This window comes from Curtobacterium luteum, from assembly GCF_001475545.1.
GTDB lineage: Bacteria > Actinomycetota > Actinomycetes > Actinomycetales > Microbacteriaceae > Curtobacterium > Curtobacterium luteum_A.
Map to the genome: position 1 here is coordinate 1 of NZ_LDQC01000070.1, position 26,132 is coordinate 26,132.

Annotated in this window: 24 protein-coding genes; 16 read left to right on the forward strand and 8 right to left on the reverse strand. The window is 72.3% G+C overall.

The genetic code is table 11. The features are described from left to right. A partial coding sequence (locus tag NS184_RS12390; protein WP_058726424.1) for a transporter substrate-binding domain-containing protein occupies window positions 1-898 on the forward strand: 898 nt, incomplete at its 5' end. Between the two features lie 282 nt (window positions 899-1,180). On the opposite strand, the gene NS184_RS12395 is transcribed toward NS184_RS12390, so the two are convergent. The 3 genes from NS184_RS12395 to NS184_RS12405 are packed head-to-tail and all read right to left on the reverse strand — an operon-like array spanning window position 1,181 to window position 4,877. Further along, window positions 1,181-2,326: an LLM class flavin-dependent oxidoreductase gene (locus tag NS184_RS12395; RefSeq protein WP_058726425.1), complete on the reverse strand. Its 1,146-nt coding sequence runs from the start codon at window positions 2,324-2,326 to the stop codon at window positions 1,181-1,183. Beyond that, window positions 2,323-3,687, reverse strand: a complete 1,365-nt coding sequence (locus tag NS184_RS12400) for an NtaA/DmoA family FMN-dependent monooxygenase (protein ID WP_058726426.1) — start codon at window positions 3,685-3,687, stop codon at window positions 2,323-2,325. Before NS184_RS12400 ends, NS184_RS12395 begins: the two co-directional genes overlap by 4 nt. Next, window positions 3,684-4,877, reverse strand: a complete 1,194-nt coding sequence (locus NS184_RS12405; RefSeq protein WP_058726427.1) for an LLM class flavin-dependent oxidoreductase — start codon at window positions 4,875-4,877, stop codon at window positions 3,684-3,686. Before NS184_RS12405 ends, NS184_RS12400 begins: the two co-directional genes overlap by 4 nt. A gap of 299 nt (window positions 4,878-5,176) precedes the next feature. Here NS184_RS12405 and NS184_RS12410 point away from each other — a divergent pair, with 299 nt between their 5' ends. Further along, a complete protein-coding gene (locus NS184_RS12410; protein WP_058726428.1) occupies window positions 5,177-5,722 on the forward strand; it encodes a histidine phosphatase family protein in 546 nt (181 codons plus the stop codon). A 139-nt stretch (window positions 5,723-5,861) separates the two neighbouring features. Here NS184_RS12410 and NS184_RS12415 read toward each other — a convergent pair whose 3' ends face one another. Both NS184_RS12415 and NS184_RS12420 read right to left on the reverse strand, forming a co-directional pair. Further along, a complete protein-coding gene (locus NS184_RS12415; RefSeq protein WP_058726429.1) occupies window positions 5,862-6,665 on the reverse strand; it encodes a DUF1684 domain-containing protein in 804 nt (267 codons plus the stop codon). Between the two features lie 94 nt (window positions 6,666-6,759). Next, window positions 6,760-8,004: an ROK family transcriptional regulator gene (locus NS184_RS12420; RefSeq protein ID WP_193750464.1), complete on the reverse strand. Its 1,245-nt coding sequence runs from the start codon at window positions 8,002-8,004 to the stop codon at window positions 6,760-6,762. Between the two features lie 123 nt (window positions 8,005-8,127). On the opposite strand from NS184_RS12420, the gene NS184_RS12425 reads away from it, so the two are divergent. The 7 genes from NS184_RS12425 to NS184_RS12455 all read left to right on the forward strand — a co-directional run bounded on the left by NS184_RS12425 (window position 8,128) and on the right by NS184_RS12455 (window position 15,695). After that, a complete protein-coding gene (locus NS184_RS12425; protein WP_242863046.1) occupies window positions 8,128-9,132 on the forward strand; it encodes a carbohydrate ABC transporter permease in 1,005 nt (334 codons plus the stop codon). 4 nt (window positions 9,133-9,136) lie between these two features. After that, window positions 9,137-10,054 carry a carbohydrate ABC transporter permease gene (locus tag NS184_RS12430; RefSeq protein ID WP_058726431.1) on the forward strand — a complete coding sequence of 306 codons (918 nt, stop codon included), beginning with the start codon at window positions 9,137-9,139 and terminating at the stop codon, window positions 10,052-10,054. Further along, entirely contained in the window at window positions 10,051-11,439 is a 1,389-nt protein-coding gene (locus NS184_RS12435) for an extracellular solute-binding protein (protein ID WP_058726432.1), read from the forward strand. Before NS184_RS12430 ends, NS184_RS12435 begins: the two co-directional genes overlap by 4 nt. 108 nt (window positions 11,440-11,547) lie before the next feature. Then, the gene (locus tag NS184_RS12440) at window positions 11,548-12,528 is read left to right on the forward strand and encodes a Gfo/Idh/MocA family protein (protein WP_058726433.1); all 981 of its coding nucleotides are present in this window, start codon (window positions 11,548-11,550) and stop codon (window positions 12,526-12,528) included. 31 nt (window positions 12,529-12,559) lie between these two features. Then, entirely contained in the window at window positions 12,560-13,606 is a 1,047-nt protein-coding gene (locus tag NS184_RS12445; RefSeq protein WP_058726434.1) for a Gfo/Idh/MocA family protein, read from the forward strand. Window positions 13,607-13,658: 52 nt separating this feature from the next. After that, complete coding sequence (locus tag NS184_RS12450) at window positions 13,659-15,002, forward strand: glycoside hydrolase family 125 protein (protein WP_058726435.1); 1,344 nt, start codon at window positions 13,659-13,661, stop codon at window positions 15,000-15,002. Between the two features lie 63 nt (window positions 15,003-15,065). Beyond that, complete coding sequence (locus tag NS184_RS12455; RefSeq protein WP_058726436.1) at window positions 15,066-15,695, forward strand: hypothetical protein; 630 nt, start codon at window positions 15,066-15,068, stop codon at window positions 15,693-15,695. A gap of 15 nt (window positions 15,696-15,710) precedes the next feature. Here NS184_RS12455 and NS184_RS12460 read toward each other — a convergent pair whose 3' ends face one another. Together NS184_RS12460 and NS184_RS12465 are read right to left on the reverse strand one after the other, a co-directional pair. Further along, the gene (locus NS184_RS12460; protein WP_058726437.1) at window positions 15,711-16,940 is read right to left on the reverse strand and encodes a DUF1963 domain-containing protein; all 1,230 of its coding nucleotides are present in this window, start codon (window positions 16,938-16,940) and stop codon (window positions 15,711-15,713) included. A gap of 60 nt (window positions 16,941-17,000) precedes the next feature. Then, a complete protein-coding gene (locus tag NS184_RS12465; RefSeq protein WP_058726438.1) occupies window positions 17,001-17,987 on the reverse strand; it encodes an SDR family NAD(P)-dependent oxidoreductase in 987 nt (328 codons plus the stop codon). 109 nt (window positions 17,988-18,096) lie between these two features. Between NS184_RS12465 and NS184_RS12470 the strand changes: the two genes are divergently transcribed. From NS184_RS12470 to NS184_RS12480, 3 genes are all read left to right on the forward strand, one after another. Continuing rightward, the gene (locus NS184_RS12470; RefSeq protein WP_058726439.1) at window positions 18,097-19,197 is read left to right on the forward strand and encodes an HD domain-containing protein; all 1,101 of its coding nucleotides are present in this window, start codon (window positions 18,097-18,099) and stop codon (window positions 19,195-19,197) included. Beyond that, window positions 19,179-19,442: a hypothetical protein gene (locus NS184_RS12475; protein ID WP_058726440.1), complete on the forward strand. Its 264-nt coding sequence runs from the start codon at window positions 19,179-19,181 to the stop codon at window positions 19,440-19,442. Before NS184_RS12470 ends, NS184_RS12475 begins: the two co-directional genes overlap by 19 nt. 96 nt (window positions 19,443-19,538) lie before the next feature. Beyond that, window positions 19,539-20,393, forward strand: coding sequence for a glycoside hydrolase family 16 protein (locus NS184_RS12480; RefSeq protein WP_058726441.1), 855 nt, complete (start codon window positions 19,539-19,541; stop codon window positions 20,391-20,393). 252 nt (window positions 20,394-20,645) lie between these two features. On the opposite strand, the gene NS184_RS12485 is transcribed toward NS184_RS12480, so the two are convergent. Beyond that, window positions 20,646-20,864, reverse strand: coding sequence for a hypothetical protein (locus NS184_RS12485; protein WP_058726442.1), 219 nt, complete (start codon window positions 20,862-20,864; stop codon window positions 20,646-20,648). Between the two features lie 186 nt (window positions 20,865-21,050). Here NS184_RS12485 and NS184_RS12490 point away from each other — a divergent pair, with 186 nt between their 5' ends. From NS184_RS12490 to NS184_RS12505, 4 genes are all read left to right on the forward strand, one after another. After that, complete coding sequence (locus NS184_RS12490) at window positions 21,051-21,578, forward strand: GtrA family protein (protein ID WP_083513673.1); 528 nt, start codon at window positions 21,051-21,053, stop codon at window positions 21,576-21,578. Beyond that, the gene (locus NS184_RS12495; RefSeq protein ID WP_083513674.1) at window positions 21,578-23,071 is read left to right on the forward strand and encodes a glycosyltransferase; all 1,494 of its coding nucleotides are present in this window, start codon (window positions 21,578-21,580) and stop codon (window positions 23,069-23,071) included. Before NS184_RS12490 ends, NS184_RS12495 begins: the two co-directional genes overlap by 1 nt. An 8-nt stretch (window positions 23,072-23,079) precedes the next feature. Next, window positions 23,080-25,047: a phospholipid carrier-dependent glycosyltransferase gene (locus tag NS184_RS12500; RefSeq protein WP_193750465.1), complete on the forward strand. Its 1,968-nt coding sequence runs from the start codon at window positions 23,080-23,082 to the stop codon at window positions 25,045-25,047. Between the two features lie 98 nt (window positions 25,048-25,145). Then, a complete protein-coding gene (locus NS184_RS12505) occupies window positions 25,146-25,964 on the forward strand; it encodes a DUF4397 domain-containing protein (protein ID WP_058726445.1) in 819 nt (272 codons plus the stop codon). The last annotated feature ends 168 nt before the right edge of the window (window positions 25,965-26,132 follow it).

Consider the following 26,132-nt stretch of genomic DNA (forward strand, 5'->3'; position numbering starts at 1 on the left):
CGCCGACGGCACCGTCACGATCGGCGCCCACGCGAACGGCGCGGCGACCGAGACGAAGCTCTCCGTCGAGGAGGACACGACGCTCCACGACGAGCTCCCGGCCGCGGTCAAGCAGTCCGGCAAACTGACCATCGGCGTCGGCGCGCTGCCGTCCGGGTTCCCGCCCCTCGCCTTCACCGGTGACGACCAGAAGACCCTGACCGGTTCCGAGCCGGACCTCGGCCGCCTCGTCGCCGCGAAGCTCGGTCTCGAGGCCGACGTGCAGAACGCGACCTGGGACAACCTCTTCGTCGGGATCGACAGCGGCAAGTACGACGCCGGCTTCTCGAACATCACCGTCACGGAGCAACGCAAGGAGAAGTACGACTTCGCCTCCTACCGTCAGGACAACCTCGCGTTCCAGGTGCTCGCCTCGGCCTCGTGGACGTTCGACGGCGACCCGGCCGTGCTCGACGGGAAGACGCTGTCGGTCAGTTCGGGCACCAACCAGGAGAAGATCCTGCTCGAGTGGCAGCAGCAGCTCCAGGCCGAGGGGAAGGACTTCACGATCAAGTACTACCCGGACGGCAACGCCATCAAGCTCGCGCTCGACTCCGGGAAGATCGACGGGTACTTCGGCCCGAACCCGACCATCGCGTACCAGAACACGCAGAGCACGGGCAGCGCGAAGCCGACGAAGACCGCGGGCACGTTCTCCGGCGCCGGCTCGTCGCTGCAGGGTCTGATCGCCGCCACCACGAAGAAGGACAGCGGCATCGCGGAGCCCGTCGCCGCTGCCATCGACGAGCTCATCGAGGACGGTACCTACGCGAAGTGGCTCCGGGCGTACAACCTGTCGAACGAGGCCGTGAAGACCTCCGAGGTGAACCCGGAGGGTCTCCCGCTCGACAACAGCTGACCCGCTCGGCGTCACTGCGCCCCCGTCGCCGATCGGTGACGGGGGCGTCGACGTGCGCCGCGGTCGTCGGCTGCGTCGGAGACACCGACGAGCACCCGTTCACGGACCCGTGTCGGTTCGACGCCCCGGACGGCCACCACTGGTCGCCGTCCTGGGTGCGCCCGGCGGACGAACCCGCCTGACGAGGCGGTGGCGCGGGACGCGCGGACGCCAGGCGCGGTGCGGGCCTGCACCGTGCCTCCCGTCCGCGCGTGGTCGGGTCGCGCGTCGACCGCTGGAGCGTCAGACGGAGGTCGCCGCGCCGACCGTCGTCGCCGCCGACCGGAGCGCCCACTCCTCGGCGAGCAGCTCGTAGGAGCGGACCCGAGCCGCGTGGTCGTGCGTGATCGTCGTGACGAGCAGTTCGTCAGCCCCGGTGACCCGACGCAGCGTCTCGAGCTGGCCGGCCACGGACGACGCGGTGCCGACGAACCGGGTCGCCACCCGGTCGGCCACCGACGGGGCGTCCGCGGGTGCGAGCGGGTGCGCCCGCGCCTCGTCCGGGGTCGGGTACGGGATCGCTCCGACGCCCGAACGGATCGAGTGCACCCACCGGTCGTAGCCGAGCGCGAGTTCGTCGGCCTCGTCCGCGGTGCGTCCGACGACGACGTCCGCGGACACGATCACGTGCGGCGCGGCGAGCACCCCGGGTCGGAAGGACGCCCGGTACGCCGTCACCGAGTCGAGGACCGTGCCCGGCGACGAGTGGTAGTTCGCTCCGTACGGCAGGCCGAGGGATCCGGCGATGCGCGCGCTCTCGCCCCCGGTCGACCCGTGGATCCACAGTTCGACCGGCGCGCCGGACGCCGGGGGCGCCTCCACGACCGCTCCGTCGACCGTGTGGGTCCCGGCGAAGAGCGCGCGGACGAGGGTGAGGTCGTCGGCGAAGCGCTCGACGTCCCCGGGCACCCGGCCGAGCAGCTCCCCCTGCAGCGCGAACCGCGAACCGGGGGCGACACGGAACGCGTACGGCGCCGGGACGAGCAACCCGTCGACGACCTCGTCCGTGCGGGGTGCGGGTGCCGGTGGCTTCGGGGTGCCGGGCGCGGGAGCGCCGGAGCGGCCGAGTCCGAGGTCGATGCGCGGGCCGTGCAGCGCCGCGAGCGTGCCGAAGGCCTCGGCGATCTGGAGCCCACGGACGTTGCCGACGAGGGTGGCCGCGCTGCCGACGCGGATCGTCGAGGTCGCGGCGGCGACGGCTCCGATCACGATGTTCGGCGCGCTGCCCGCGACCCCGGGGTTGAGGTGGTGTTCGGCCAGCCAGTACCGGGCGTACCCGGCGCGTTCCACCGTGCGGGCGAGGTCGACCGTGGCGTGCAGGGCGTCCGCGGCGGACGAGCCGGACGGCACCGGGACGAGGTCGAGGACCGAGAGCGGGGTGGCGCTCACGCGGGCACCGCCCGACGCCGGGTGATGGTGCCCGGCAGGCCGAGGGTCTGCCGGAGTGTCGCCTCGTCGCCGTAGGACTCGCGGTGCACCCCGCGCTCCTGGAGCAGGGGCACGACGCGGTCGACGAACTCGTCGAGCCCGTGCGGGTTCGTGTGGGGCACGACGACGAACCCGTCGGACGCCCGTTCCTGCACGTACCGGTCGATCTCGGCGGCGAGGTGGTCGGGCGTGCCGACGAAGCCGCCGCGGGTCGAGACGGCGATGACGAGCTCCCGGGTGGTCAGGTGCTCCGCAGCGGCACGGTCCCGCCACTCCCGCACGGTCGCTCGGGGATCCCGCACGTGCCGCACCCGGCCGCGGCTGACCGCGTCCGCGTCGACGTCCGGGTCGACCGTGGGCAGCGGGCCGTCGACGTCGTGGTCGGACAGGTCGCGGTTCCACACCTGCTCGAGGAACGCGATCGCGGTGGCCGGACTGACCTGGGCCCGTCGGATCGCCCGCGACTTCTCCTCGGCGTCGGCCTGGGTGTCGCCGATCGTGAACGTCGCACCGGGCAGCACGAGCAGTTCGTCCTCGGTCCGCCCGACGGCCTCGAGCCGTGCGGTGACGTCCCGGCGGAAGGCGCGCGCGTCCTCGAACTCGGTGTGCAGCGAGAAGATGACCTCGGCGTGCCGGGCGGCGAGGTCGCGGCCCTCGTCGGAGTCTCCCGCCTGCACGACGACCGGGTGCCCCTGCGGACTCCGCGGGACTGGGAAGGTCCCGACGACGTCGAACTGCGGACCGTGGTGGGCGACGTCGCGGACGCGGGAGCGCTCGGCGTACCGTCCGGCGGTCACGTCGGCGACGACGGCGTCGGGCTCCCACGAGTCCCAGAGCTCACGGGACAGCTCGACGAACTCGGCAGCCCGCGTGTACCGATCGGCGTGGCCGAGGAACCCGCCCCGGCGGAAGTTCGCGCCGTGGAAGGCGTCGGAGCTCGTCACGACGTTCCAGCCGGCGCGGCCGTCGGTGAGGTGGTCGAGCGTGGCCAACTGCTTCGCGAGTTCGACGGGCTCGTTGAACGTGGTCTGCAGCGTCCCGACGAGACCGATGTGCTCGGTGACACCGGCCAGTGCGGCGAGGACCGCGAGCGTGTTCGGCCGTCCGACGACGTCGAGGTCGTGGATGCGACCCTTCTGCTCGCGGAGCCGCAGTCCCTCGGCGAGGAACAGGAAGTCGAAGAACCCGCGCTCGGCGTTCCGCGCGAAGTGCTCGAACGACGAGAACGCGATCTGGCTCTCGGCACGCTCGTCGCTCCACACGGTGGTGTTGTTGACCCCCGGGAAGTGTGCGGCGAGGTGGACCTGACGCCCGCGGCTCATGCGGGGACCCCTTCGGTGGCATGACGGCTGATGGCGGGTGCGAGACCGAGCCGCGTCCGTAGGTCGGCGGTGGGACGGGAGGCGACGTCGGCCCGGAGGCCGGCCGTCACGAGTGCGGGGACGAGTCGTCGAGCGATCGCCGTGCTGTCCTCGGGGATGCGCAGCGGCCGGAGCCGGACCCCGGCGTACCCGAGCGCGCGGAGCTCGGCCATGTGCTCGACCAGTGCGGGCACGGTCGTCGCGAGCACGGCCGCGTCCGAGGTCGCGGCGTACGACGCACCGGCCGCGGCGTCGAGCGCGGCGAGGGCGTCGGCGGCCTCCCCCGCCGACGACCCGATCAGCACCGCGACGTCCGCGAGGACCGGACGCGCACGGTCCGCCCCTGCCGCCTGCTCGGCGTCACGGACGAGTGCCAGGGCGGGTCGCGCCTCCAGCCCGGATCGCGCGTCCGGGCCGGGTCGGGGTGTGACCAGCACGACGTCCGCAGCGTCCACGGCGAAGGTGGCAGCGTCGGCGCGGTGCGCCAGGGCGAAGACCGGGGGCCGCCCCTGCGGCGACCGCGGCACGATCGACGCGCCGTGCACGGACACGTGTTCGCCGACGAACTCAGCGTCGTGGATGCGGTCCCGGTCGATGAACCGACCTGTCACCACGTCGCGGATGATCGCGTCGTCGTCCCAGCTGTCCCAGAGGCGGCTGACGACCTCGGCGACCTCGCGGGCCTCGGCGAACAGGTGTTCGGTCGCCTCGCCGCCCGGGCGGCGGCCGAAGAGCGCGGCCTCGCGCGTCGTCGGACTCACCTGCAGGCGCCATCCGGCGCGGCCGAGCGAGACGTGGTCGAGGGTCTGGAGGCCCGTGGCGACGTGGAACGGTTCGGTGTGCGTGACCGAGACGGTCGGTACCAGACCGACGGCGCGGGTCGCCGGGGCGACCGCGTTGGCGACGAGGAGCGCGTCGAGCCGTCCGACGACCGTCGAGGTGTCGAGGTCGCCGGTCGCGTCGACCGGGCCGGCGGTGAAGGAGTCCTCGATCGTGACGGCGTCGATGCCCGCGTGGTCCTGCTCGACGACGAGGTCACGCCAGTGCCGGAGGCTGCTCAGCCGCGTCGCGGACGGGCCCGCGACGCGCCAGGCGGCAGGGTGCCAGCCGGCGCCGTGGAGGGCGGTGACGAGGGCGGTGCGGTCAGGCACGGTGCGCCTCCGGGCGGTGCTGGGCGTCGGTCATGCCGTGACGCTACGGCGGATCCGGTCAGCCCACGACCGGTGTTGCTGCGCGTGACCGGACGTTGCGTCGTGTGACGCGGGGATCGGCGCGCGGTGTCGCGCACCGTCACGCGGCGGCCGCGGGCGGCGGGCGGCGGCCGACCCAGCCCGCGGTGCTCAGCGCTTCGTGGAGCCGAGACTCGTGCAGACGGGCACGCCTCGTGCTCGTGCGTACGAGGTCCGTCCGCGTGCGCGAGACTCGGGCGCCACCGTGCGAGGCTCGTGGCATGACCGTCTGGTTCGTCACGCACGCGGAGCCCGTCGTGGACCCGACCGTACCGATCGGGTCCTGGGGGCTCTCCCCCGTCGGACGCGCGCGCGCCGGGGCGTGGCGGGCGCCGGTGTCCTGCCCCGTGGTGTCGAGTACCGAGCGCAAGGCCGTCGAGACCGCCGAGCTCGTCGCTGGCGGCCGTCCGGTGGACCAGGACCCTGCTCTCGGGGAGATCGACCGCAGTGCGACCGGGTACCTGCCGTTCGACGAGTTCGACGCCCTCGTGGACGCGTTCTTCGCCCGGCCGACCGAGTCCGTCCGGGGATGGGAGCGTGCGGTCGACGCCCAGGATCGGATCGTCACGGCGGTACGGTCCCACGCCGGGGCCGGGGACGTCGTGCTCGTGTCGCACGGGGCGGTGGGTGCGCTGCTGCGCGCGTCGCTGTCCGGGGAGCCGATCGCGCGGACGGCCGAGCAGCCGGGCATGGGCAGCGTGCTCACGCTCGACCCGGTGTCGTGGCGCGCGACCAGCGGCTGGCAGCGGCTGCCCCTGCCGGCTTGATCACCCGATCGGCTCGCTGCTGGACCGATGGGCCACGCCGAGACTCGCGCGGGCGGACACTTTCGCGGCGGGAGGCCCGCGGGAGTGTCCGCGGAGCCGAGACTCGGGCCTGCCGCCGTGGCGGCGCGCCCGGGCGGAGCTACGCGGGCAGGCGTTCGCCGGCCTCGACGGCGACGTCGAGGCGGTTCTCGGCGGGCGGCAGCGGGCAGGTCGCGTGGGGCGTGTAGGCGCACGGCAGGTTCGTCGCCCGGTTGAAGTCGATGCGCGTCACGCCCGAGGCGTCCGGCGCGGGCACGTCGAGGCTCCGCGTCGCCGCGTACGTCGTCACACCCGAGGTCCGGTCGGTGAACAGCACGAGCAGCCCGTCGCCGTGGCCGTTGAACGCCGTGAGCGTCCGAGGCCCGTCGAGGTCGAACCGCAGGACGCCGGGCGCGGCGTACACGTGCTGGAGGCCGTCGACGACCGACCCCACCGTCACCTCGCGCGGCTCGTCGAACGGCTCGAAGTGGGCCTCGACGGCGAACGCGGGGTCAGGTGCGTACGCGGGTGTCCCCCGGTAGGAGGTGCGCAGCGGCGCGGAGGAGCGTCGCGGCCGGATGATGTCGCTGCCGCCGCGCCGAGCGACCTCGATGACGACGGTCTCGTCCCCGTCGCGCCACAGCACGTCGACGCCGGACCGCTCGGCGAGCGACCCGAACCGGTGCGTGCCGGTCACCTCCTGCCCGTCCACCACGATCGACTCCCCCGCGTCGAGCGCCACGACCGGCCCGTCCTCGGAGGTCGACCACGCCCCGGGTGCGTCCTCGAACTGCTCGGGCTCGGCCTGCAGCCACCGGATGCTCGTGATCGTGAGGAACCCGTGCTCGCTCGCCCGTGCTGCCTCGTGCGCGTCGTGCCAGGTGGTCCAGTCGGTGGCGAAGGGTGCGGTCGTCGAGGTGGTCATGCAGCGACGCTACGACGAGCGGCCGTCGGCCGCGAGGCGGACCGTAACGGTGCGCCACCCGGGAGGCACGCCCCACCTTGCCGACGCACGTGGCTCACCAGGGGTGGCTGATGCTGCGGGCGTGCACCGTGCCTCCCGTCCGCTGCCGCGACGCCGGGACGGGAGCCGCCGTCTCGAGGCTCCGCGCGATGGCGGAGCACGCGGCGCCGCGCGCGACGGCGACGACGCCGGCGGTGGAGAACGCGACCTCGGCGAAGGGCCCGCGGGGCAGCCGGTCGCGGAGGCGGGACCGGACCGCGTCGATGAAGCGGTCCCCGCCGAGCACCGCTGCGCTGCCCCCGATCGTGACCCGCGGCACGTCGAGGAGTTCGACCACGTGCGCGAGCGCCGACCCGAGCGCGGACCCGCCCTCGGCGACGAGGTCGGCCGCAGCGGGCTCCCGGCACATCCGGGCGTAGGCAGCGCGGACGGCCGCGGCGTCGTCGGACGTGACCTCGACGTCGAGGACCCCGGCTGACACGGCACGCCGGACCTGCTGCAGCGGCTGGCAGGCCTCCCACACCGCGGTCCACCGCCCGTGCGCGTACACCGGCATGCCGCCGAACTCCCCCGCGTTGCCGGTCGCGCCGCGGACGACCTCGCCCGACGCCACCGCGGCCGCGCTGACCCCGCTGCCGAGGTGCACGGCGACGAGGTCCTCGCGCTCCGGACTCGTCCACGCCTCGCCGAAGGCCCCCGCGATCGCGTCCTTCTCCAGGTGCACCTCGGCGTCGGTGCGGGCGGCGAGCTCGGCGGCCAGCGGGTACGCAGACCAGGGACGCAGCTGTGCCGGCGAACCCAGCCGCTCGGACGCGGTGTCGATCGGGCCGGGGACGGCGACCGTGATCCCGTCCACGGCCTGGCCCGGCGCCTCGGCTCGCAGCCGTCCGACCGCCGCGGCCATCGCGTCGAGCACCGCGTGCGGAGCCGTCCGGGCGGCGAGGTCGTGGTGTTCCGCCGCGAGGACCGTCCCGGTGAGGTCGACGAGCACGACCTCGAACGCGGCCGGGTCGAGGTGCACGCCGATCGCGGTCCGCGCCGAGGGGACCACGGCGAGCGCCCGGTCCTCGTCCTGCTGCACGAGACCCTCGGCGACGAGTCGCCCGGCGATGTTCGAGACGGTCTGTGCGCTGAGTCCCGTGTCGCGGGCGAGTGCGACGCGCTGGACGGGCCCGGTGCGGCGGACGAGGTCGAGCACGAGGGCACGGTTCCGGGTGCCGACGTCGGCGATGTTCGTCCCGCCGCGGGTCGTTCCACCGTGCAGCACGGTGCGCCGGGAGGGTTGACGGGGCTGGTCCATGCTCCCTAGCATCACTGTTCGAGGGGTTTTGTCAATCGATTGGATTGAACCGAACGGATCGGTTGCGCCCCTCGAGTTCGACCGAGGTCACGACGGGGTGGCCCGGGATCCGAGAGGACGCTCGTGACGACGACGACACGAACAGGGACCGCAGCACCTCCGAGGCCGACGACCCGCAGCATCACCACCGCGGGCTCCAGCCGACGCCAGCGCGGGAAGCACCCGTGGACCGCCGCCGAGAAACGCCGTCTGCGGATCGGACTCGCGTTCGTGTCGCCGTGGATCATCGGCGTGCTCGTGTTCATCGGGTACCCGCTCGTGTACTCGTTCGCGATCAGCCTGACCCGGTACTCGGGCATGCAGGGCGCGACGTGGGTCGGGTTCGGCAACTACGTCGCGGCGTTCATCGACCCGCTGGTGCACACCGCGGTGGGCAACACGGTCTTCTACGCGGTCATCGCGGTGCCGGTCGGGATCGTGGTGGCGATCATCATCGCGATCGCCATGAACCAGGACGTCCGCGAGATCAGCTGGTACCGGACGGCGCTGTACATCCCGTCGCTCATCCCGACCTTCGCGCTCGCGTTCATCTTCGTCGTGCTGGTGAACCCCCAGACCGGGCTCGTGAACCAGGCCCTCAAGCTCGTGGGCGTCCCGGCGACGAACCTCCTCGGGGACCCGACGACGGCGAAGCTCGTGATCATCGCCCTCGCGCAGATGGGTGCGGGCAACGCGGCGCTCATCTTCCTCGCGGGCATTCGGGGCATCCCGAAGACGCTGTACGAAGCAGCACGCGTGGACGGCGCCGGACCCGTGCGGCAGTTCTTCGCACTGACGCTGCCGCTGCTCTCCCCCGTGATCCTGTTCAACCTCATCACCGGGATCAGCAACGGGCTGCAGGTCTTCACGGAGGCGTACGTGATCTCGTCCGGGACGGGAGGTCTCGGGTCGCCGGACAACGGGACGTTGTTCTACATGCTCTACCTCTACAAGAACGCGTTCAGCTACGCGCAGCTCGGGTTCGCGAGCGCGATGGCCGTCCTGCTGTTCCTCGCCGGGATGCTCCTGTCCGGGCTCGTGTACTGGCTGTCCAAGCGGTTCGTGAACTACGACGTGACCGGGGAGTGACGCCATGACCACCGAGACCACGAAGTCCGTCACCACCGTCGGCGCTCGCTCCACCCGGGGCGACCGCGGCAGCTCGCGGAACGCCGACGGGTCCGTCCGCTCCGTCTGGTCGTCGATCACGGCCCGGATCGTGCTCGTCCTGATGAGCGTGCTGTTCCTCATCCCGATCTACTGGATGGTCATCTCGGCCCTGAAGGGCAACACCGAGCTCGGTGCCTTCCCCGCCACGTGGTTCCCGCACTGGCTCGACTGGGGCAACTTCGCCCAGGCCGTCCAGGCGATGCCGTTCTTCACGTTCTTCCGGAACACGCTCGTCATCACGGTCCTCGTGACGGTGTTCTCGGTCCTGTCGAACCTCGTCATCGCGTACGGGTTCGCGTGCATCGAGTGGCGAGGCCGCGACCGGCTGTTCTACGTCGTGCTCGCGACCCTGTTCATCCCGTTCCCGGTGACGCTCATCCCGATGTTCGACCTGTACGCCCGGCTCGGCTGGATCAACACGTTCCTGCCCCTCGTGGTGCCCGCGCTGTTCGGGTCGGCGTTCTACACGTTCCTGCTCCGGCAGTTCCTGCTGCAGATCCCGAAGGACCTCCTCGACGCCGCACGCATGGACGGGGCGTCCGAGTGGCGGATCCTCTGGACGATCGTCTTCCCCCAGGCCCGTGCGGCGCTCGTGACGGTCGGCATCTTCGCCGCGGTCGGCGCGTGGAACGACTTCCTCGGGCCGCTCATCTACCTGCAGGACCAGAGCGTGCAGACGCTGTCGATCGGTCTGCAGGTGTTCCGACTCAACAACTCGCAGGACTTCCAGTTCAACCAGCTGATGGCGGCCTCGGTGCTCATCATCCTGCCGCTCGTGATCCTGTTCTTCGTGTTCCAGCGGACGTTCCTCAAGGGCGTCCAGATCGGGAGCTTCAAATGACCTCCGCGTTCAGCCGCCGTTCCTTCCTCCGCGGGGCGACCGCCACGGCCGGGGCCGGAGCCCTCGCGCTGCTCGCCGCGGGCTGCGCGACCGGATCGCGGTCCTCGAACCCGAACCAGGTGTCGCTCTGGGGCGTCACGGGCACCTTCGTGCCGTTCCAGACGAAGGTGATCAAGCAGTTCACGGAGCTGCACCCCGAGGTCGACGTCGTCGTCAACCAGGTCCCGTCGCAGGGCACCGGCGACGCGACGAGCATCATCACGGCCGTCCGCGGCGGCACCGCCCCGGACCTGTGGCTGCTCGACCGGTTCAGCGCCGCGCAGTACGCCGCGATCGGGCTCATCGAGCCCATCGACGACCTCATCGCCGAGTACGAGGACCAGTCGAAGGAGGAGTTCCTGTCGCAGTGGCTCGGCTTCGCCGTCGGCGAGGTCTCCTACGAGGGCAAGACGTACGGCCTGCCGCACGACACCGACGCCCGCGGCATGTTCGTCAACCGCACCATGCTCAAGGACGCCGGGGTGGACCTCGACGAGTTCGACTGGGAGCAGAACGGCCCGGTCACGATGGACCGGATGTGGGAGGTCAGCCAACAGGTCACGAAGAAGTCCGCGGGCGACTACACGCACATGGGACTCCTGCCCTGGTACGGCGAGGGTTGGCCGTTCACCTGGGGCCTCGGGCTGGGAGCGTCGTACTACGACCAGCAGGACTCCCGGATGACGATGGACTCGGCGAGCGTCCGCAGCATCTACGACTTCTACGGCGACTGGGCGAAGCGTCTCGACTACCGCGCGGCCGACACGTTCATCGCGACCTACGAGCCGACCGGGCACCCGCCGGGTCAGACCGCCTTCATGGGCAACCGGATGGCGTTCATGGTGAGCGTGCCGTCGACCATCCAGAGCTTCGACAACTTCGGCCCGAAGGACCTCGACTGGACGACCGCGTTCCTGCCGGTGCAGCAGGAAGGCGACCCGAAGTACACCTGGTCGGGCGGCTTCGCGCTCTGCCTGCCGAAGGGCTCGAAGAAGACCAAGGCCGTCTGGGAGCTCATGAAGTACTTCACGGGCAAGCGCGGCCAGGAGACCTACATGGTCCCCGCGACGAGCGTGCCGACGAACATCGCCGCGCTCGAGGACCCGAACGGCTCCGCGAAGTCGATCCGGTACTTCGTCGAGTCGATCACCGCGAGCACCTGCCGCCCACCGCTGCCCGTCGGCGGCGCGTGGTGGGACTCCCTCGCCGACGCGCGCTCGAGCGTGCTCCTCGGCACCGCGACCCCCGAGCAGGCCGTCGAGCGGGCACAGAACCGCGTCGACCCGATGATGCAGACCTACGCGCCGTTCGAGCTGCCGAAGGACTACGACAAGGTCCGCATCTAGCGGACCGCAGCATGCCCTGACGACACGACCCGTGCCTCCAGGCCGTCACGGCCTCCCACGAGACCACCGGGACCAGCGCGTCCCGACCGACCGACAAGGACCAGATCCATGCCCACCGCACCCCTCCGTGTCGCCGTCCTCGGCTTCTGGCACGTGCACGCCGGCGACTACGCCCAGCAGGCCGTCGACCACCCCGACACCGAGCTCGTCGCCGTCTGGGACGACGACGAGGCCCGCGGTCGTGAGGGCGCCGAGCGCTTCGGCGTGCCGTACGCAGGCGACCTCGACGCGCTCCTCGCCCGGGACGACGTCGACGCGGTGACGATCACCACCTCGACCGACGTGCACCACGACGTCATCACGCGCGCGGCCCGCGCCGGCAAGCACGTCTTCACCGAGAAGCTGCTCGCGCCCACCGTCGAGGAGTGCGAGGCGATCGTCCGCGCCTGCGACGAGGCCGGTGTCGCGCTGGTCGTCTCGCTCCCCCGGCTGTACCACGGGTACACGAGGGCGATCTCGGACGAGATCACGAGCGGCCGCCTCGGCGAGCTCACGTACGCCCGCGTGCGGCTCTCGCACGACGGCGCGATCGTCCCCTGGCTGCCCGAGCGGTTCTTCGACCCGGCGACGGCGATCGGCGGAGCCCTGACCGACCTCGGCTGCCACCCGGTGTACCTGACGCAGCTGTTCCTCGGCGCATCGCCGGACTCCGTGTCGGCCGTGTACCGCTCGCTGACCGGTCGCGCCGTCGAGGACCACGCGGTCGTCACGGTCGGCTACCCCTCGCAGGCGATCGGGGTCATCGAAGCGGGCTTCGTCGCGGGCACGCCGTTCACGATCGACCTGTTCGGCACCACCGGCCGGGTCTCCTACACCGACGACGGGGACCGCCTCACCGCCGGCGGACCCGGGTACGGCGGCGAGACCGTCGAGCTCCCGGTGCCGGACGACGCGCCCGACGCCTTCGCGCAGTGGGTGACGCACGTCCACGACGGCACGCGGGCGGACGACAACGTGGCGCGCGCGATCGAACTCACCCGGCTCGTCGTCGCCGCCAACGCCGCCGCCACGACCCCCGTCCCCGCCTGACCCGCACGACACCACCAACCGGAGACCACCCATGACCACGACCCTCCCCAGCCCGATCCGCGTCGGCCTCATCGGCGGCGGCGGCATCGCCACGTTCCACATCACCGGCTACCGCGAGCACGCGGACACCATCACGATCGGCGCCGTCGCCGACGCGGTCCCCGCGACCGCCGAGGCGCGCGGCGGAGAGCTCGGTGTGCCGTCGTTCACCGACTACCGCGAGATGCTCGAGCGGGCGGACATCGACGCCGTGGACATCTGCTTGCCGCACCACCTGCACTGCGACGCGATCGTCGCCGCCGCCCGGGCCGGCAAGCACGTCCTCTGCGAGAAGCCGCTCTGCCTGACACCCGAGGAGGCCGCGGACGTCGAGACCGCCGTCCGCGAGGCCGGCGTCACGCTCATGTGCGCACACAACCAGCTGTTCATGCCCGCGGTCGCGAAGGCCAAGGAGCTCATCGACGGCGGCGCGCTCGGCACGGTCTACGAGGTCCGCACGACCGACTCGTTCCGGAACGAGTTCGACCCGTCGAACATGGGCTGGCGGGCGCACGCCTCGACGAGCGGGGGCGGCGAACTCATCGACACCGGCTACCACCCGAGCTACCTGCTCATGCACCTCGCCGGCGGGGTCCCGGTGTCGGCGACCGCGATGCTCTCGACCCACCGACTCGGCTTCATGGAGGGCGAGGACTCCGCCCAGTGTCTGTTCCGCTTCGACAACGGCGCTGTCGGGCAGCTCGTCACCAGCTGGGCGTACGAGCCCGCTGCCGGCACCGAGCGCTTCAGCGTCGTGGGCGAGCTCGGCGCACTGACCAGCGACGGCACGACCCTCCGGTGGGACCTCCACGACGCGGACGGTCGACCGACGACCAGCGAGACCGTGACCTTCGACGAGGTCGACACGTTCTCCGCCGAGATCGCCGCGTTCGGCGCCTGCCTCCGCGACGGCACCCGCCCGATCCACACCGAGCGCGAGGGACTCGCCGTCCTCGGCATGATCCTCGCGGCCTACGAGGGCGCCCGGACCGGCACCATCGCCCCCGTCCGCACGGCCGACCGCGCGGTGTCGGTGTGACCGCGCGACCGGGCCGACCGCACGGTGTCGGCACCGACCGCCCGGGCTCGCTGTGATCGTCAGCGACGGCGTCGCTGCGCTGCTCCGGACCGCCGCCGCCGCGGTCCGGACCAGTGCCGGCGAGCGAGCGGGCGACCTGGTCGAGGGCGCCCTCCGCCGGACACTCGAGGACACCATCACGATCGACGACGACGGCACCGCGTTCGTCATCACCGGCGACATCCCGGCGATGTGGATGCGGGACTCGACGACGCAGATGCTCCCCTACCTGCGACTCGTCGCCGCGGCGAGCACGAAGGACCCCGCCGCCGAGGAGCTCGCCGACGTCCTCGTCGCCGTCGTCCGGCGGCAGTTCGCGAGCATCGCCCACGACCCCTACGCCAACGCGTTCAACCGCGGCCCGACCGGCGCCCACTACGACGACCGCGACCTGTGCGACGACCCCGAGGTCTGGGAGCAGAAGTACGAGGTCGACAGCCTCGCCTACCCGGTGCAGTTCGCGGCGGCGATCCACCGGGCGACCGGCCGCACCGACCACCTCGGTCCGGACGCGCACGCGGTCGCCCGGGCGATCGTCGAGCAGCTCCGGGTCGAGACCGACCACGACCGCTCCTCGTACCGCTTCGTCCGCGACGCCCCCGAGCCGACCGAGACGCTCGTCCGCGATGGCCGCGGCACCCCGGTCGCGGTCACCGGCATGACGTGGTGCGGATTCCGCCCCTCGGACGACGCCTGCACGTACGGCTACAACGTGCCGGAGAACCTGCACGCGGCGTCGGCCCTGGGCGACCTCTCGAGGCTCGCGACCAACGTCTGGTCCGACGCGGTGCTGGCCGCCGACGCGGTCGCGCTCCGCGACGACATCCTGCGCGGCGTCGCCGAGCACGGCGTCGTCCCGCATCCGCACGACCCCGCGGTCCGCATCTACGCCTACGAGGTCGACGGTCTCGGCGGAGTCGTGCTCATGGACGACGCGAACACTCCGTCGCTCCTGTCCCTGCCACTCGACGCGCCCGACGTCCTCGACCCGGTGGTGGCCGCCGCGACCCGGTCGTTCGTCCTCGGACCCGACAACCCGTACTGGTTCACCGGGACGGCCGCGGCGGGCATCGGGAGCCCCCACACGGAACCGGCCCGGGTGTGGCCGATCGCGCTCGCGGTCGAGGGACTCACCGGCACACCGTCGCGCCGCCGGGAGCTGCTCGACGTGCTGCTCGCGACCGACGCCGGCACCGGGCGCATGCACGAGTCGTTCGACGTGGACGACCCATCGGCGTTCTCGCGACCGTGGTTCTCGTGGGCGGACGCGATGTTCTGCGAACTCGCGTTCGCCGTCGCCGAGGACGCGGGCGTGTCGCTGACGGACGCCGCGCGCGTCGCCGAGGCGACCACCTGACGGCCGGGAGGCACGGGTCGGCCCCGCCCCGCGCCTCCCGTCCGCGGGCGGTAGCGTCGTGCCGTGGGGAACAGGGTCACGTGCATCGTCCGATCTGCTGCGACGGCCGGCGAGGGCGCCGTCCCGGCGCCCGCGCACGACGAGCTCGCGACCGAGGTCGTCGGGTCCTGGGACGTCCAGTACCTGCTGCCCTTCGGGTGGTGCGGGTTCGTGCCCGCCGCGTTCTGGGCGGCACACCTGGACCGGCTGACCGCTGCGATGGACGCGGGCGACGGGCCCGACCCGTCGGTCACGGACGTCGTCGTGGCGTGGCCGGTGGCGGAGCAGGCCTTCGCGGAGCGGCTGCCGGCCGTCGCCGCAGCGATCCCCGAGGCCGCCGAACCGCTGGGGCGCTTCCTCGAGGACGTCCGGTCGGCTGCTGCCCGGACCGACCGGCCCGTCGTCGAGCTCGTGCTCGGGGAACTCGTCGAGATGTACTGGGACGAGGAGGACCTCGAGCGGTGGTCGGCCGACCTCCTGCGGGAGACCGCGGTCTGGGACTCGCCCGTCACCGACTCGGACGACGAGCACTCCGAACTCACCGAGCTGGGTCGGGCCGTCGCCACCGGGGAACCCGAACGGTCGTTCCTCCTGACCGGCGAGTGGACGCTCGGCGGGTCCGCCGCACCGCGCGACCGTCCTCCGCAGCTCTGAACCGTCGGCTCCGGGTCAGGTGCACTGCCAGAGCACCGCAGCCCGCACACCGTCGCTGAAGACGTACGCGCGACCGGCATCACCGAAGTCGAACCCCAGCGGTCCCGACTCGATCGACGCCACGAACGCGAGGCCGGCTGGCGTCTCGTCCTCCTGGAGCCAGTCGGGCTCGCCCCCGTACTGGCCGGCGACGACCGCGCCCGCGGCATCGAGCGCAGCGGACACGGTGTCGTCACCCGCGTCCGTGACGGGCGCGGTCCCGAGCAGCATCGAGTCCGCCAGGAGGGGTGGGTACGCAGGATCGGGGTCGTCCGGGTCGCCGTGCGGTGAGACCGGTCGATCAGCCGACACGAGGTCTCGGCCGCTGAACACGAACGCCGCGTTCGCGCCGCTGTCGGCGTCCCACGAGTCGCACGACCCGGGGTCGAACTGGCACACGAACACGCTGACGAGCGTGCCGCGGTGCTCGATCTGCGCCGTGAACTGCATCGGCTCGTCGTGCTCCGCGCACGTGGGCCACTCCCAGTCCCGAGGAACGGCCGGCGCCCCGCCGATGCGTGAGGCCGTGATGGGCGCCGGGGAGTCGGACCGGTACGCACCGAGCACGGCAGCGCCCGCGGACGAGTCATGCGTGCGGCGCGTGACGGGTCGCGCGGCTCCCGGATGTGCGACCGCGCCAGGACGGGTCCCCGACGTCAGGCGGGTCCGCTCCGGGGATCCGCCCGGCTCGGCCGTGCCGATCCGTTCGGCGACCACGATGGTGCGTGATCCTCGACCGGCGAGCGGCAGGTCCCAGCGCAGCAGCGGCCGGTCCGGACCACCGCGCTCGCCGGTCCCCGGGTCCGGCCCGTTGTCCCGTGCACGGAGCATCCGGAGCACGCCCCCTTCGTCGAGCTCGGGCATCCCGGCGGCACGTGCGGCTGCCAGGACGCGGTCCGCCGCGCGGCGGAAGACAGCATCCTGCCGTCTCGCGAGCGGACCGCCGCGTCGGAAGCACACCGCGTGCGTGGCGTGCACGACGATGAGCAGGGGGACCGCCCACGCCGCACCGATCCAGAACGAGGTCGCGACGTCGTGGTGGCGCCAGGCGTTCTCGTACACGGAGACCGCGACGAAGACGAAGACCGCGAGGATCCATGCCGTGACGAACACGGCCGGCCACGGGTTCCGCGGACCGTTCCACCGCGCTCGCGCGGCGGCCTCGGTGTCGACCTCGACGAGGATCTCCTGCTGCACGTCGCTCATCCGCTCCCCCGGTTCCGGGAGCGCCGCGCACCCACCGCGCTGGGCACTCCCGCCTGCAGGCTACCGGCCTGTGAGGGTCGGGCGTCGGGCGCGCGACCGCAGGACCAGCGCAGCCGCGACCGCGAGCGCCCCGCCCCACACGAGCGGCCTCGTGACCCGGCGCCGCTTCGCGACCCAGCCGCCGTTCGTCGCGTTCCCGGCCTCGGCGGGGACGTGCAGGTTCCCGTCGGTCGGTTCCTGTCGCCCGCGGAGCGCGAACGTCTCCACCATCGGCTTCGTGATCAGGTGGAACAGCCCCGGGAACACGTACTGCAACGGCACGAGGGACGCCTGGACCCGCCCGACGAACCGGTAGCGCTTCGGGTGGAGGGCGGCGTGCACCACGGCACGGCCGGCCCGCTCGACCGAGACCGTCGGCGGCAGGGGGTGCGAAGCCTTGCCGGTGTAGTTCGCGCCGTTCTGGTAGATCGGGGTGTCGATCGTCGACGGCAGCAGTGAGGTGAAGCGGATGCCGGTGCCCGCGTACTCGTCACCGAGGACGTCGACCAGACCGAGGGCGGCGTGCTTGCTCGTCACGTACGCCGACTGGTAGGGGGCGCTGAGGAGCGACTGGATCGACCCGACCAAGACGTAGGTCCCCTTCCGCCGCTGCTTCCAGTGCGGCAGCAGGTGCGTGATCGCGTTGAGGTGGCCGTACAGGTTCGTGTCGACCACGCGCTTGAAGGAGTCGGTCGGGGTCTGCTCGAACAGGCCGTAGACGAACAGGGCCGCGTTCCCGACGAAGACGTCGATCCGTCCGAACCGGGACGTCGTCGTCCCGATGAGGTCCTTGACCGCGTGCTCGTCGGCGACGTCGGTCGGGATCGCGATCGCCTCGGGCGCCCCGAGTCGTCGGCACTCCGCAGCGGCGGCCTCGAGGCTCTCGTGCGAGCGCGCAGCGAGCACGAGTGTGGCGCCCTGCCGGGCGAACTCGTGCGCGGCGGCCCTCCCGATGCCGCTCGATGCTCCCGTGACGACGACGACCTGACCGCGGAACCGATGTGCCATGCATCCCGTGGTACCCGGTCACGAGTCCGCCACAGCACAGGAAGCACGCACGACGACGACGCCTGCCGTGCCGGACCACGGCGTCGGTGCTGCCCGCTAGCGTGGGGGTGTGCACGACGACGCGGTGGACACCCTGGGCCACGACGGAGTGTGGTTCGACCCGCTCTGGCGTGTCGAGGTCGCGCTCACGCCGACCGAACGCGCCCTGCTCACCGCGTGGCCGGTCCGGCGACTCGCGTTCGTCGCCCACGCCGGCGCCGCGTCGATCACGACGACGCAGGCGTACTCGCGGCTGGAACACTCGCTGGGCGTCCTCGCGCTGGTCGCACACTTCGCCCCGGACGACCACGACGCCCGCGTCACGGCGTTGCTCCACGACGTCGGGCACCTGCCCTTCAGCCACACCCTCGAGGGCATCGCCGGCCTCGAGCACCACACCCTCGGGCGCGCCACGATCCGTTCCCTCGCCGAGGACCACCCGATCGACGCCGAGCGGATCATCGCGATCGACGACGGTCGGGTGCCCTCGGTGCTGACCCCGGCCAACGGCGGCCTCAAGCTCGACCACCTCGACTCGTTCCTCCGGAGCGGGCAGGTGCACGGCCGGACGACGACACCCCCGCACGAGTTGCTGCGGCGACTCCGACTGGTCGACGGCGCGGTGGACGCCGAACCGGACGACGCCGCGGAGCTCGTCGACCTCGCCGTGCGGGAGGCGCGCGCCCAGCGGTCGACCGCCAACCTGGTACCCGTCACGGTGCTCCGTGCGCTCGTGTCCCGCGCGGTCTCCGGCGGACTGCTCGACGAACAGCAGCTCGCCGCCGCGACCGACGACGAGCTCTGGGCGCTCCTCTCGACGGACCAGTCGACCGCCACCGAGGCGCGTTCGCTCCGCCGGCACCCGGAGCGGTGGCGGCTCCGGGTCGGGCGGACCTCCGGCGTCGGCGTGTACCGCCACGTCGTGCGTCGCAGTTACCTCGACCTCCCGACCGCCGACGGCCAGCGGCTGCACGACCCGCGGGTCGACGAGCTGCAGGGTTCGCTGCCGTACGAGGTCGCGGTCCGGTACGCGTCGACACCGGCCAGCGCGGGCGCCGAGATCCCAGCGGATGCGACGAGCGCGGGCGCCGAGGCACCCGCGGATGCGACGAGCGCGGGCGCCGAGGCACCCGCGGATGCGACGATGGGACCATGCGCAAGGACGAGCTGACCGTCGAGGAAGCGACGGCCATCACCGAGCACGCCCGCTCCGGCTCCCTCCCGCTCGACGACCCCGAGGTGCGGAAGGTCGTCGACCAGGCGAACCGGGTCCTGGTCCGTGCGCAGATGTGGGGCGAGGACCGGAGCCCGAAGCTGCGCCGCCGACGCCGGTGGATCGCGGTGTGCGGTCTCGTCGTCGTGGCCGCGTGGGTGGCCGGGTTGATCCTGCCACTCATCTGGCACCTCACCCGCTGACACGCACCCCGAGCCCTGCGGACCGCGCCGCGCCGGGACCTGCGGAATCCGGCGGAACACTGGACCCCGTCGACGTTGCATCGGACAATTCCGCTCATGGATCAGGGACCAGCCATCGACCGACGCCGCTTCGTGGCGCTCGGCCTCACCGGCGCCGCCGCCACCGCGGCCGCCACGACCGCTGCGCTCGTGCGCGGCTCCGACACCGCCCGCGCAGCGACCACGGGCACCACGACGCTCCTCGCCGCCGACGAGTTCGACGGAGCAGCCGGCAGCGCCCCGAACCCGTCGATCTGGCGGTACGACCTCGGTGCCGGCGGCTGGGGCAACGGTGAGCTCGAGACGTACACGGACTCGCGACGGAACTCGCAGCTCGACGGCACGGGCAACCTCGTCATCACCGCCCGCCGCGAGGCCGACGGCACCTACACCTCCGCGCGACTGAAGTCCGAGGGGACCTACACCGCGCAGTACGGCCGGGTCGAGGCCCGCATCAGGATCCCGCGCGGCCAGGGCATCTGGCCGGCGTTCTGGATGCTCGGTGCCGACATCGGCCAGGTCGGCTGGCCGGCGTGCGGCGAGATCGACGTCATGGAGAACGTCGGCTACGAACCCACCCTCGTCCACGGGACGGTGCACGGCCCCGGCTACTCGGGCGCGAACGGCATCTCGTCGACCTACCGGAACCCTTCCGGCGCCGCGTTCGCCGACGACTTCCACGTCTTCGGCGTCGACTGGCGCCCCGACTCGATCACCTGGACCGTGGACGGCACCGCGTACCGCACGGTCACCCGCGCGGACGTCGGCTCGAACCCGTGGGTGTTCGACGGCCCGTTCTTCGTGATCCTCAACGTCGCGGTCGGCGGCGGTTGGCCCGGGTCGCCGGACGCGACCACGCGTTTCCCGCAGCAGATGCTCGTCGACTGGGTGCGCGTCTCCCAGCTCGCCTGACGACGGCCTGGCGCGCCCCGCTCAGCGGTGACGCGCCAGCGTCAGGCGGGGCGCGCTGCCCGAGCCTGCGAGGGCAGACGGGGCGGCGCCGCCCCGTGCCTCCGGTCCGCCCGTCAGTCGCGTCGGTGCGGATGCACGAGACTCGCGCTGGCGGACGGATCTCGTGCCACAGCGCGCGAGACTCGTCCGCCTGCACGAGACTCGGCAGCGACCGCACGAGACTCGGCAGGCCGCACCGCACCGCGCGCCCCGTCAGCGCCCGCTGCGCTCCGCACGCGCCGTCAGCCAGAGGTACGTCGCATGACCGGCGAGGGCCAGCCCGAAGAAGACCGCCGCGACCGCGTAGACCCGGTCGAGCTCGCCCTGCCCGATGACGAGCATGACGATGCAGAACACCACGGCCGCGGACAGCACGGCGACCTGCACGGTCGACCAGAACTTGCGGAAGCGGGGCATGCCGGTGAAGCTCACCCGGCCATTGTCGCGTACCGTCACCACCACCGCCAGCGCGCGGGACCGCGTCGGCACGAGACCCGGTGCACAGACCGGTCCGGCTGTTTGTCCCCCAGATGAACAGCAGATGTCGCCAAACTGGCAAACACCTGGCATCGGCCGGATCGACCCAAACCGGTCCGGGACGTCCCCCGAATCGGGGGCATGACCTCGACCGATACCCCCGTTCTGGTGTCACCCGAGACCGAGGCCCCATCTCCGGTCCGCGCTGCCCGTGCCGCGCGCCTGCTCACCCTGGGACGCCAGATCGCGTCCTTCGGCACCATCGGCGCCGTCTGCTTCGTCATCGACCTCGCCGTGTACAACCTGCTCCGCGCCACCGTCCTGCCCGACGGTCCGATCTGGGCGAAGGTCGTGTCGGCCGTGGTGTCGACCGCCGTCGCCTGGATCGCGAACCGGTCCATCACCTTCCGCTCCGAGCGCGGCGTCGACCGTCGCGCCACCGTCCGCGAGGGGCTGCTCTTCGCCCTCGCGAACCTCGTCGGCCTCGGGATCGCGGCCGCCTGCCTGTTCGTCTCGCACTACGTCCTCGGTCTCCGATCCACCCTCGCCGACAACGTCGCCGGCAACGGGGTCGGCCTCGTCCTCGGCACAGCGTTCCGCTTCGCCGCGTACAAGGCCCTCGTCTTCCGTTCCACCGACGCTCGTCCCACGAAGGAGGCTCCGGCCTGATGACGACCACCCTCTCCGCCGCGCTGGCCACCGCGGCCGCTCCCCTGCTGCAGCCAGGCTCCCCCGCCACGTCCGGCACCGTGCCGAACCGCGGTACCACGAACGCCCCGACGGGAGGCTCGGGGCAGCTCCCGCAGGCCGCCTGGTCGCTGGGCGAGTGGCTCGGCTACTCCGCCCTGGTCGCGGTCTCCGTGCTGCTCACCTTGGTCGCGCTGTCGACGCTCTGGTGGATGCTGCACGCGTGGCGCTCGCGCGACGCGCTCAAGGCGACCCGGTTCAGTGAGACGCCGCGTCCCGCGGCGCACCGCTTCACCCTCCTCGTGCCCGGTCGGCACGAGCAGGACGTGATGGGCCAGACGCTCGACATGCTCGCCACCCAGGACCACCCGGACTTCGAGATCATCGCGATCGTCGGTGAGGACGACCCGGAGACCGACGCCGTCGTCCGTGCCGCCGCCGCTCGCCACCCGGAGCTCATCCGGGTGGTCGTCGACGACACCGCGCCGAAGAACAAGCCGAAGGCGATGAACCTCGCCCTGCAGTACGCGACGGGCGACATCGTCGGCGTGTTCGATGCCGAGGACGAGGTCTACCCGCACCTGCTCACCCTCGTCGACTCCCGGTTCCAGGAGACCGGCGCCGACGTCGTGCAGGGTGGCGTGCAGCTCATGAACTTCAAGTCGAGCTGGTGGTCGCTCCGCAACGTGCTCGAGTACTACTTCTGGTTCCGCTCGCGCCTGCACTTCCACGCCGAGTCGAAGTTCATCCCCCTCGGCGGCAACACCGTCTTCGTGACGCGCGAGCGCCTCGAGTGGTCGAACGGCTGGGACGCGCACTGCCTCGCCGAGGACTGCGAGCTCGGCGTCCGCCTCAGCGCGGACAACGCCAAGGTCGTCGTCGCGTACTCCCCGGAGGCGGTCACCCGCGAGGAGACCCCGCCCACGTTCGCGTCCCTGCTCAAGCAGCGCACCCGCTGGAACCAGGGCTTCCTCCAGGTGCTCGGCAAGGGCGAGTGGAAGAAGCTCCCGACCCGCAAGCAGCGCTTCTTCGCGCGGTACCTCCTGACGATGCCGTTCATCCAGGCCGCGACCGGGCTCCTCATCCCGCTCAGTGTCCTCATGATCGCGTTCGTCAAGGTCCCGACCTCGATCGCGCTCATCTCGTTCATCCCGCTGGCCCCGACCCTCATGCTGCTCGCCGTCGAGATCGTCGGCCTCGGCGAGTTCGGGCGGCTCTACAAGGAGAAGGTCCGGATCCGCGACTACGTGAAGCTCGTCCTCGGCCTGATCCCGTACCAGGTGTTCCTCGCAGCGGCAGCGGTCCGCGCCGTCGTGCGGCACGTCCAGGGCCAGAACGGCTGGGAGAAGACCGAGCACACCGGGCAGCACCGCACGCCCGCACCCGAGGTCGTCGGCTTCGCGAACGCCGTGACCGAGGACGACCCCCAGTCCGTCGACGCCCGTGAGCTGCAGACCACCGGAGGCACCCGATGACCGCCAGCATGACGAACACGACCGGCATCCCGGTCCGGGGCGCGATCGCCCGCAGCGGCGCGGCCGGCTGGGTCCGACGCCACGCCGTCAGCCTCGCCTGGCTGCTCCCCGTCCTCGCGGTCGCCGCGGCCGTGCAGCTCTGGAACATGACCGGCACGCCCCAGCGCATCGACGACGAGGGCACGTACACCGCGCAGGCGTGGGCGATCACCAACCTCGGCGAGCTCACGCACTACACCTACTGGTACGACCACCCGCCACTGGGCTGGATCCAGATCGCGGCGTACACGTCCGTGACCGGCGCGTTCGCCCGCTACCCGTTCGCCGTCGAGGCAGCGCGGGAGTCGATGGTGTTCTTCACCGCGGTGTCGAGCGTGCTGCTGTTCGTCCTCGCCCGACGCATCGGTGCCGCTCGTCCCACCGCGGCGGCCGCGGTGCTCCTGTTCGCGCTGTCGCCGCTCGCGCTGCAGTACCACCGCACGGTGTACATCGACAACGTCGCGACCCCGTGGCTGCTCGCCGCGTTCGTGCTGGTGCTGAGCCGCCGCAAGCAGCTCGCCGGGTTCGCCGGAGCGGCCGCCTGCCTCGGCATCGCCGTGCTCTCGAAGGAGACGTACCTGCTCGCGCTGCCGTTCCTCATCTGGATCGCGGTGCGCGGCGCCGACAAGAGCACCCGCCGGTACACGCTCAGCGTCGCCGGTGCCGTGCTCGCGGTGATCGGCGGCGGCTACGTCCTGCTCGCCGCGGTCAAGGGCGAGCTCCTCCCCGGCCCCGGCCGGGTCAGCCTCCTCGAGGGCATCACGTACCAGCTCGGCTCCCGTACGGCTTCGGGGTCCGTCTTCGACGGCGGGAGCCTCGCGAACCAGGCCGCCGCCCAGTGGTGGGCGCTCGACCCGGTGTTCATCGTGCTCGGGACCACGGCCGCCGTCGTGGGGTTGTTCCTGCGCCGGGTGCGCCCGATCGCCGCGATGCTCGTCTTCCTGCTCGCGTTCATGTTCCGCCCGAACGGCTACCTGCCCGTGCCGTACGTGATCATGCTCATCCCGTTCGCCGCGCTCCTCGTCGTGTGGACGGCCGACCGCGCAGTCGTCGCGATCGCCGGGTGGTCCCGGAGCCGCAGCCGACTCCCCGGTGGCGTCCGTCGCACGTTCGGCATCGCGTGGGCAGCGGTCACCGTGGCCGCCCTCGCCGTCGCGGCCCCGCTCTGGACCGCCCAGCTGCGCGGCTTCACGACGAGCGACCTCGACCAGCCGATGCAGCAGGCCGAGCGCTGGGTCGGCGACAACGTGCCGAAGTCCTCGCGACTGCTCGTCGACGACGCCATGTGGGTCGACCTGGTGCAGGCCGGCTTCGCCCGCGACAACGTCGTCTGGTACTACAAGCTCGACACCGACGCCGCCGTGGAGCGCCAGTCGCCGAACGGTTGGAAGGACTCGGACTACGTCGTCACGACCGACTCGATGCGGACCGGTGGCAACTCGTCGAAGGACGTCGCCGACGCCATCCGCAACTCGACGACGGTGGCCGTGTTCGGCACGGGCGACCAGCAGGTCGACGTCCGACGCATCCACTCCGAGGGCGAGGCCGCTGCCGAGCAGGCGATCACGAAGGCCACCGACCAGCGGAAGGCGATGGGCACCGAGCTCGCCGCCAACCCCGCGCTCGAGGCGGACGCCGGCACGAAGTCGCAGTTCCGCGCGGGCCAGGTCGACAGCAGGGCGATGATCGCCCTCGGGCAGGTGCTCGCTGACCAGCGGGTGAGCGTGGACCGCTTCGCGCCGCTGACGGGTGAGACCGGCCAGGCGTTCCGCCGCGTCGTCCTGCACGCCGACGGCGCTGCCGCGACGACCCGGGTCGAGCGCACCCTCCAGGCCATGTCGGACACCTACCGTCCGCAGTCGGTCGATCGGCACGGCGACGAGCTCGTCGTGACCTACACGCCGATCGACCCGACCACCGCGCCCACCGCCGCCTGATCCCGCGCCGGGAGGCCCGGGCCGTCACCGAGCACGACGTCCCGGGCCCCCGCCCCAGCACGAACCCGAACCGCACCTCCATCCGAAGGAGCACCACCATGACCGCACGCACCCGCACCGCACGCCCCGTCGTCGTCGGCACCCTCGCCGCGGCCCTCGTCGCCGCGACCGTCGGCCTCGCACCCCAGACGGCATCGGCCGCCACGCCCGAGGACGGCTGGCTCCGCGTCGGACACCTCTCCCCCGACACGAAGGGCGTCGACGTCGAGCTGTCGAGCCTGTCCGGCGGCAAGAAGGTGTTCGAGCTCGACGACGTCACCTACGGCCAGGTCAGCCCCTACCAGGAGCTGCCCGTCGGCACGTACGTCCTGTCGATGCGCGCCGCCGACGCCCCGGACTCCACCCCGGTGATCTCGACCGACGTCACGGTCAGCGCGGGTGACGCGAACACCGTCGTCGCCTACGGCAAGAACTCGGACCTCAAGACCACCGCGTTCACCGACGACCTGCAGCAGCCCGGCGACGGGAAGGCGAAGCTCCGGCTCGTGCAGGCCGCCACCACCGCGAAGCGCGTCGACGTCGCGACCTCGACCGGCACCAGCGTCGCGAAGGACGCCGCGTTCGGCACCGCCACCGGCTACGCCACCGTGAAGAGCGGCAAGTGGACGCTCGACGTCTCCGGCAGCGGGCAGCGCGGCACGGCGAAGGTCGACCTCGCCGGCAACACCGTCTCCACGCTCTTCGTCCTCGACAACAGCAAGGGCGACCTCACGGTCGTGCCCGTGACCGACGCGGCGGCGACCGCCGCCACCCCGAAGGGCGGCGTCCAGACGGGCGGCGGCGGCACCGCCGCGGACCGGCCGGTCACGGACGCGTTCCACGCGCTCGTCGCCGCGTTCCGCAGCATCTTCGGGTGACGGCCTGGAGGCCCGGTGCCGGTGGACCGACCGGCTCACCCGCACCGTGCCTCCCGTCCGCACCCCCACCCGACACCCAACGAGAGGCAGGCCCCGTGCAGCGCAGGACCTGGATCCCGGTCGCCGCGATCGCGGCGGTCGCCGTCGCCGCCGGCGCGGCGGTCGTCG

What these genes read in the sequence shown, in the direction of transcription:
- NS184_RS12490 (WP_083513673.1), top strand. Translation starts at nt 21,051, where the DNA reads ATGACCTCGACCGATACCCCCGTTCTGGTGTCACCCGAGACCGAGGCC.
- NS184_RS12430 (WP_058726431.1), top strand. Translation starts at nt 9,137, where the DNA reads ATGACCACCGAGACCACGAAGTCCGTCACCACCGTCGGCGCTCGCTCC.
- NS184_RS12445 (WP_058726434.1), top strand. Translation starts at nt 12,560, where the DNA reads ATGACCACGACCCTCCCCAGCCCGATCCGCGTCGGCCTCATCGGCGGC.
- NS184_RS12500 (WP_193750465.1), top strand. Translation starts at nt 23,080, where the DNA reads ATGACGAACACGACCGGCATCCCGGTCCGGGGCGCGATCGCCCGCAGC.
- NS184_RS12475 (WP_058726440.1), top strand. Translation starts at nt 19,179, where the DNA reads ATGCGCAAGGACGAGCTGACCGTCGAGGAAGCGACGGCCATCACCGAG.
- NS184_RS12400 (WP_058726426.1), bottom strand. Translation starts at nt 3,687, where the DNA reads ATGAGCCGCGGGCGTCAGGTCCACCTCGCCGCACACTTCCCGGGGGTC.
- NS184_RS12465 (WP_058726438.1), bottom strand. Translation starts at nt 17,987, where the DNA reads ATGGCACATCGGTTCCGCGGTCAGGTCGTCGTCGTCACGGGAGCATCG.
- NS184_RS12505 (WP_058726445.1), top strand. Translation starts at nt 25,146, where the DNA reads ATGACCGCACGCACCCGCACCGCACGCCCCGTCGTCGTCGGCACCCTC.
- NS184_RS12410 (WP_058726428.1), top strand. Translation starts at nt 5,177, where the DNA reads ATGACCGTCTGGTTCGTCACGCACGCGGAGCCCGTCGTGGACCCGACC.
- NS184_RS12495 (WP_083513674.1), top strand. Translation starts at nt 21,578, where the DNA reads ATGACGACCACCCTCTCCGCCGCGCTGGCCACCGCGGCCGCTCCCCTG.
- NS184_RS12415 (WP_058726429.1), bottom strand. Translation starts at nt 6,665, where the DNA reads ATGACCACCTCGACGACCGCACCCTTCGCCACCGACTGGACCACCTGG.
- NS184_RS12460 (WP_058726437.1), bottom strand. Translation starts at nt 16,940, where the DNA reads ATGAGCGACGTGCAGCAGGAGATCCTCGTCGAGGTCGACACCGAGGCC.
- NS184_RS12420 (WP_193750464.1), bottom strand. Translation starts at nt 8,004, where the DNA reads ATGGACCAGCCCCGTCAACCCTCCCGGCGCACCGTGCTGCACGGTGGA.
- NS184_RS12440 (WP_058726433.1), top strand. Translation starts at nt 11,548, where the DNA reads ATGCCCACCGCACCCCTCCGTGTCGCCGTCCTCGGCTTCTGGCACGTG.
- NS184_RS12480 (WP_058726441.1), top strand. Translation starts at nt 19,539, where the DNA reads ATGGATCAGGGACCAGCCATCGACCGACGCCGCTTCGTGGCGCTCGGC.
- NS184_RS12435 (WP_058726432.1), top strand. Translation starts at nt 10,051, where the DNA reads ATGACCTCCGCGTTCAGCCGCCGTTCCTTCCTCCGCGGGGCGACCGCC.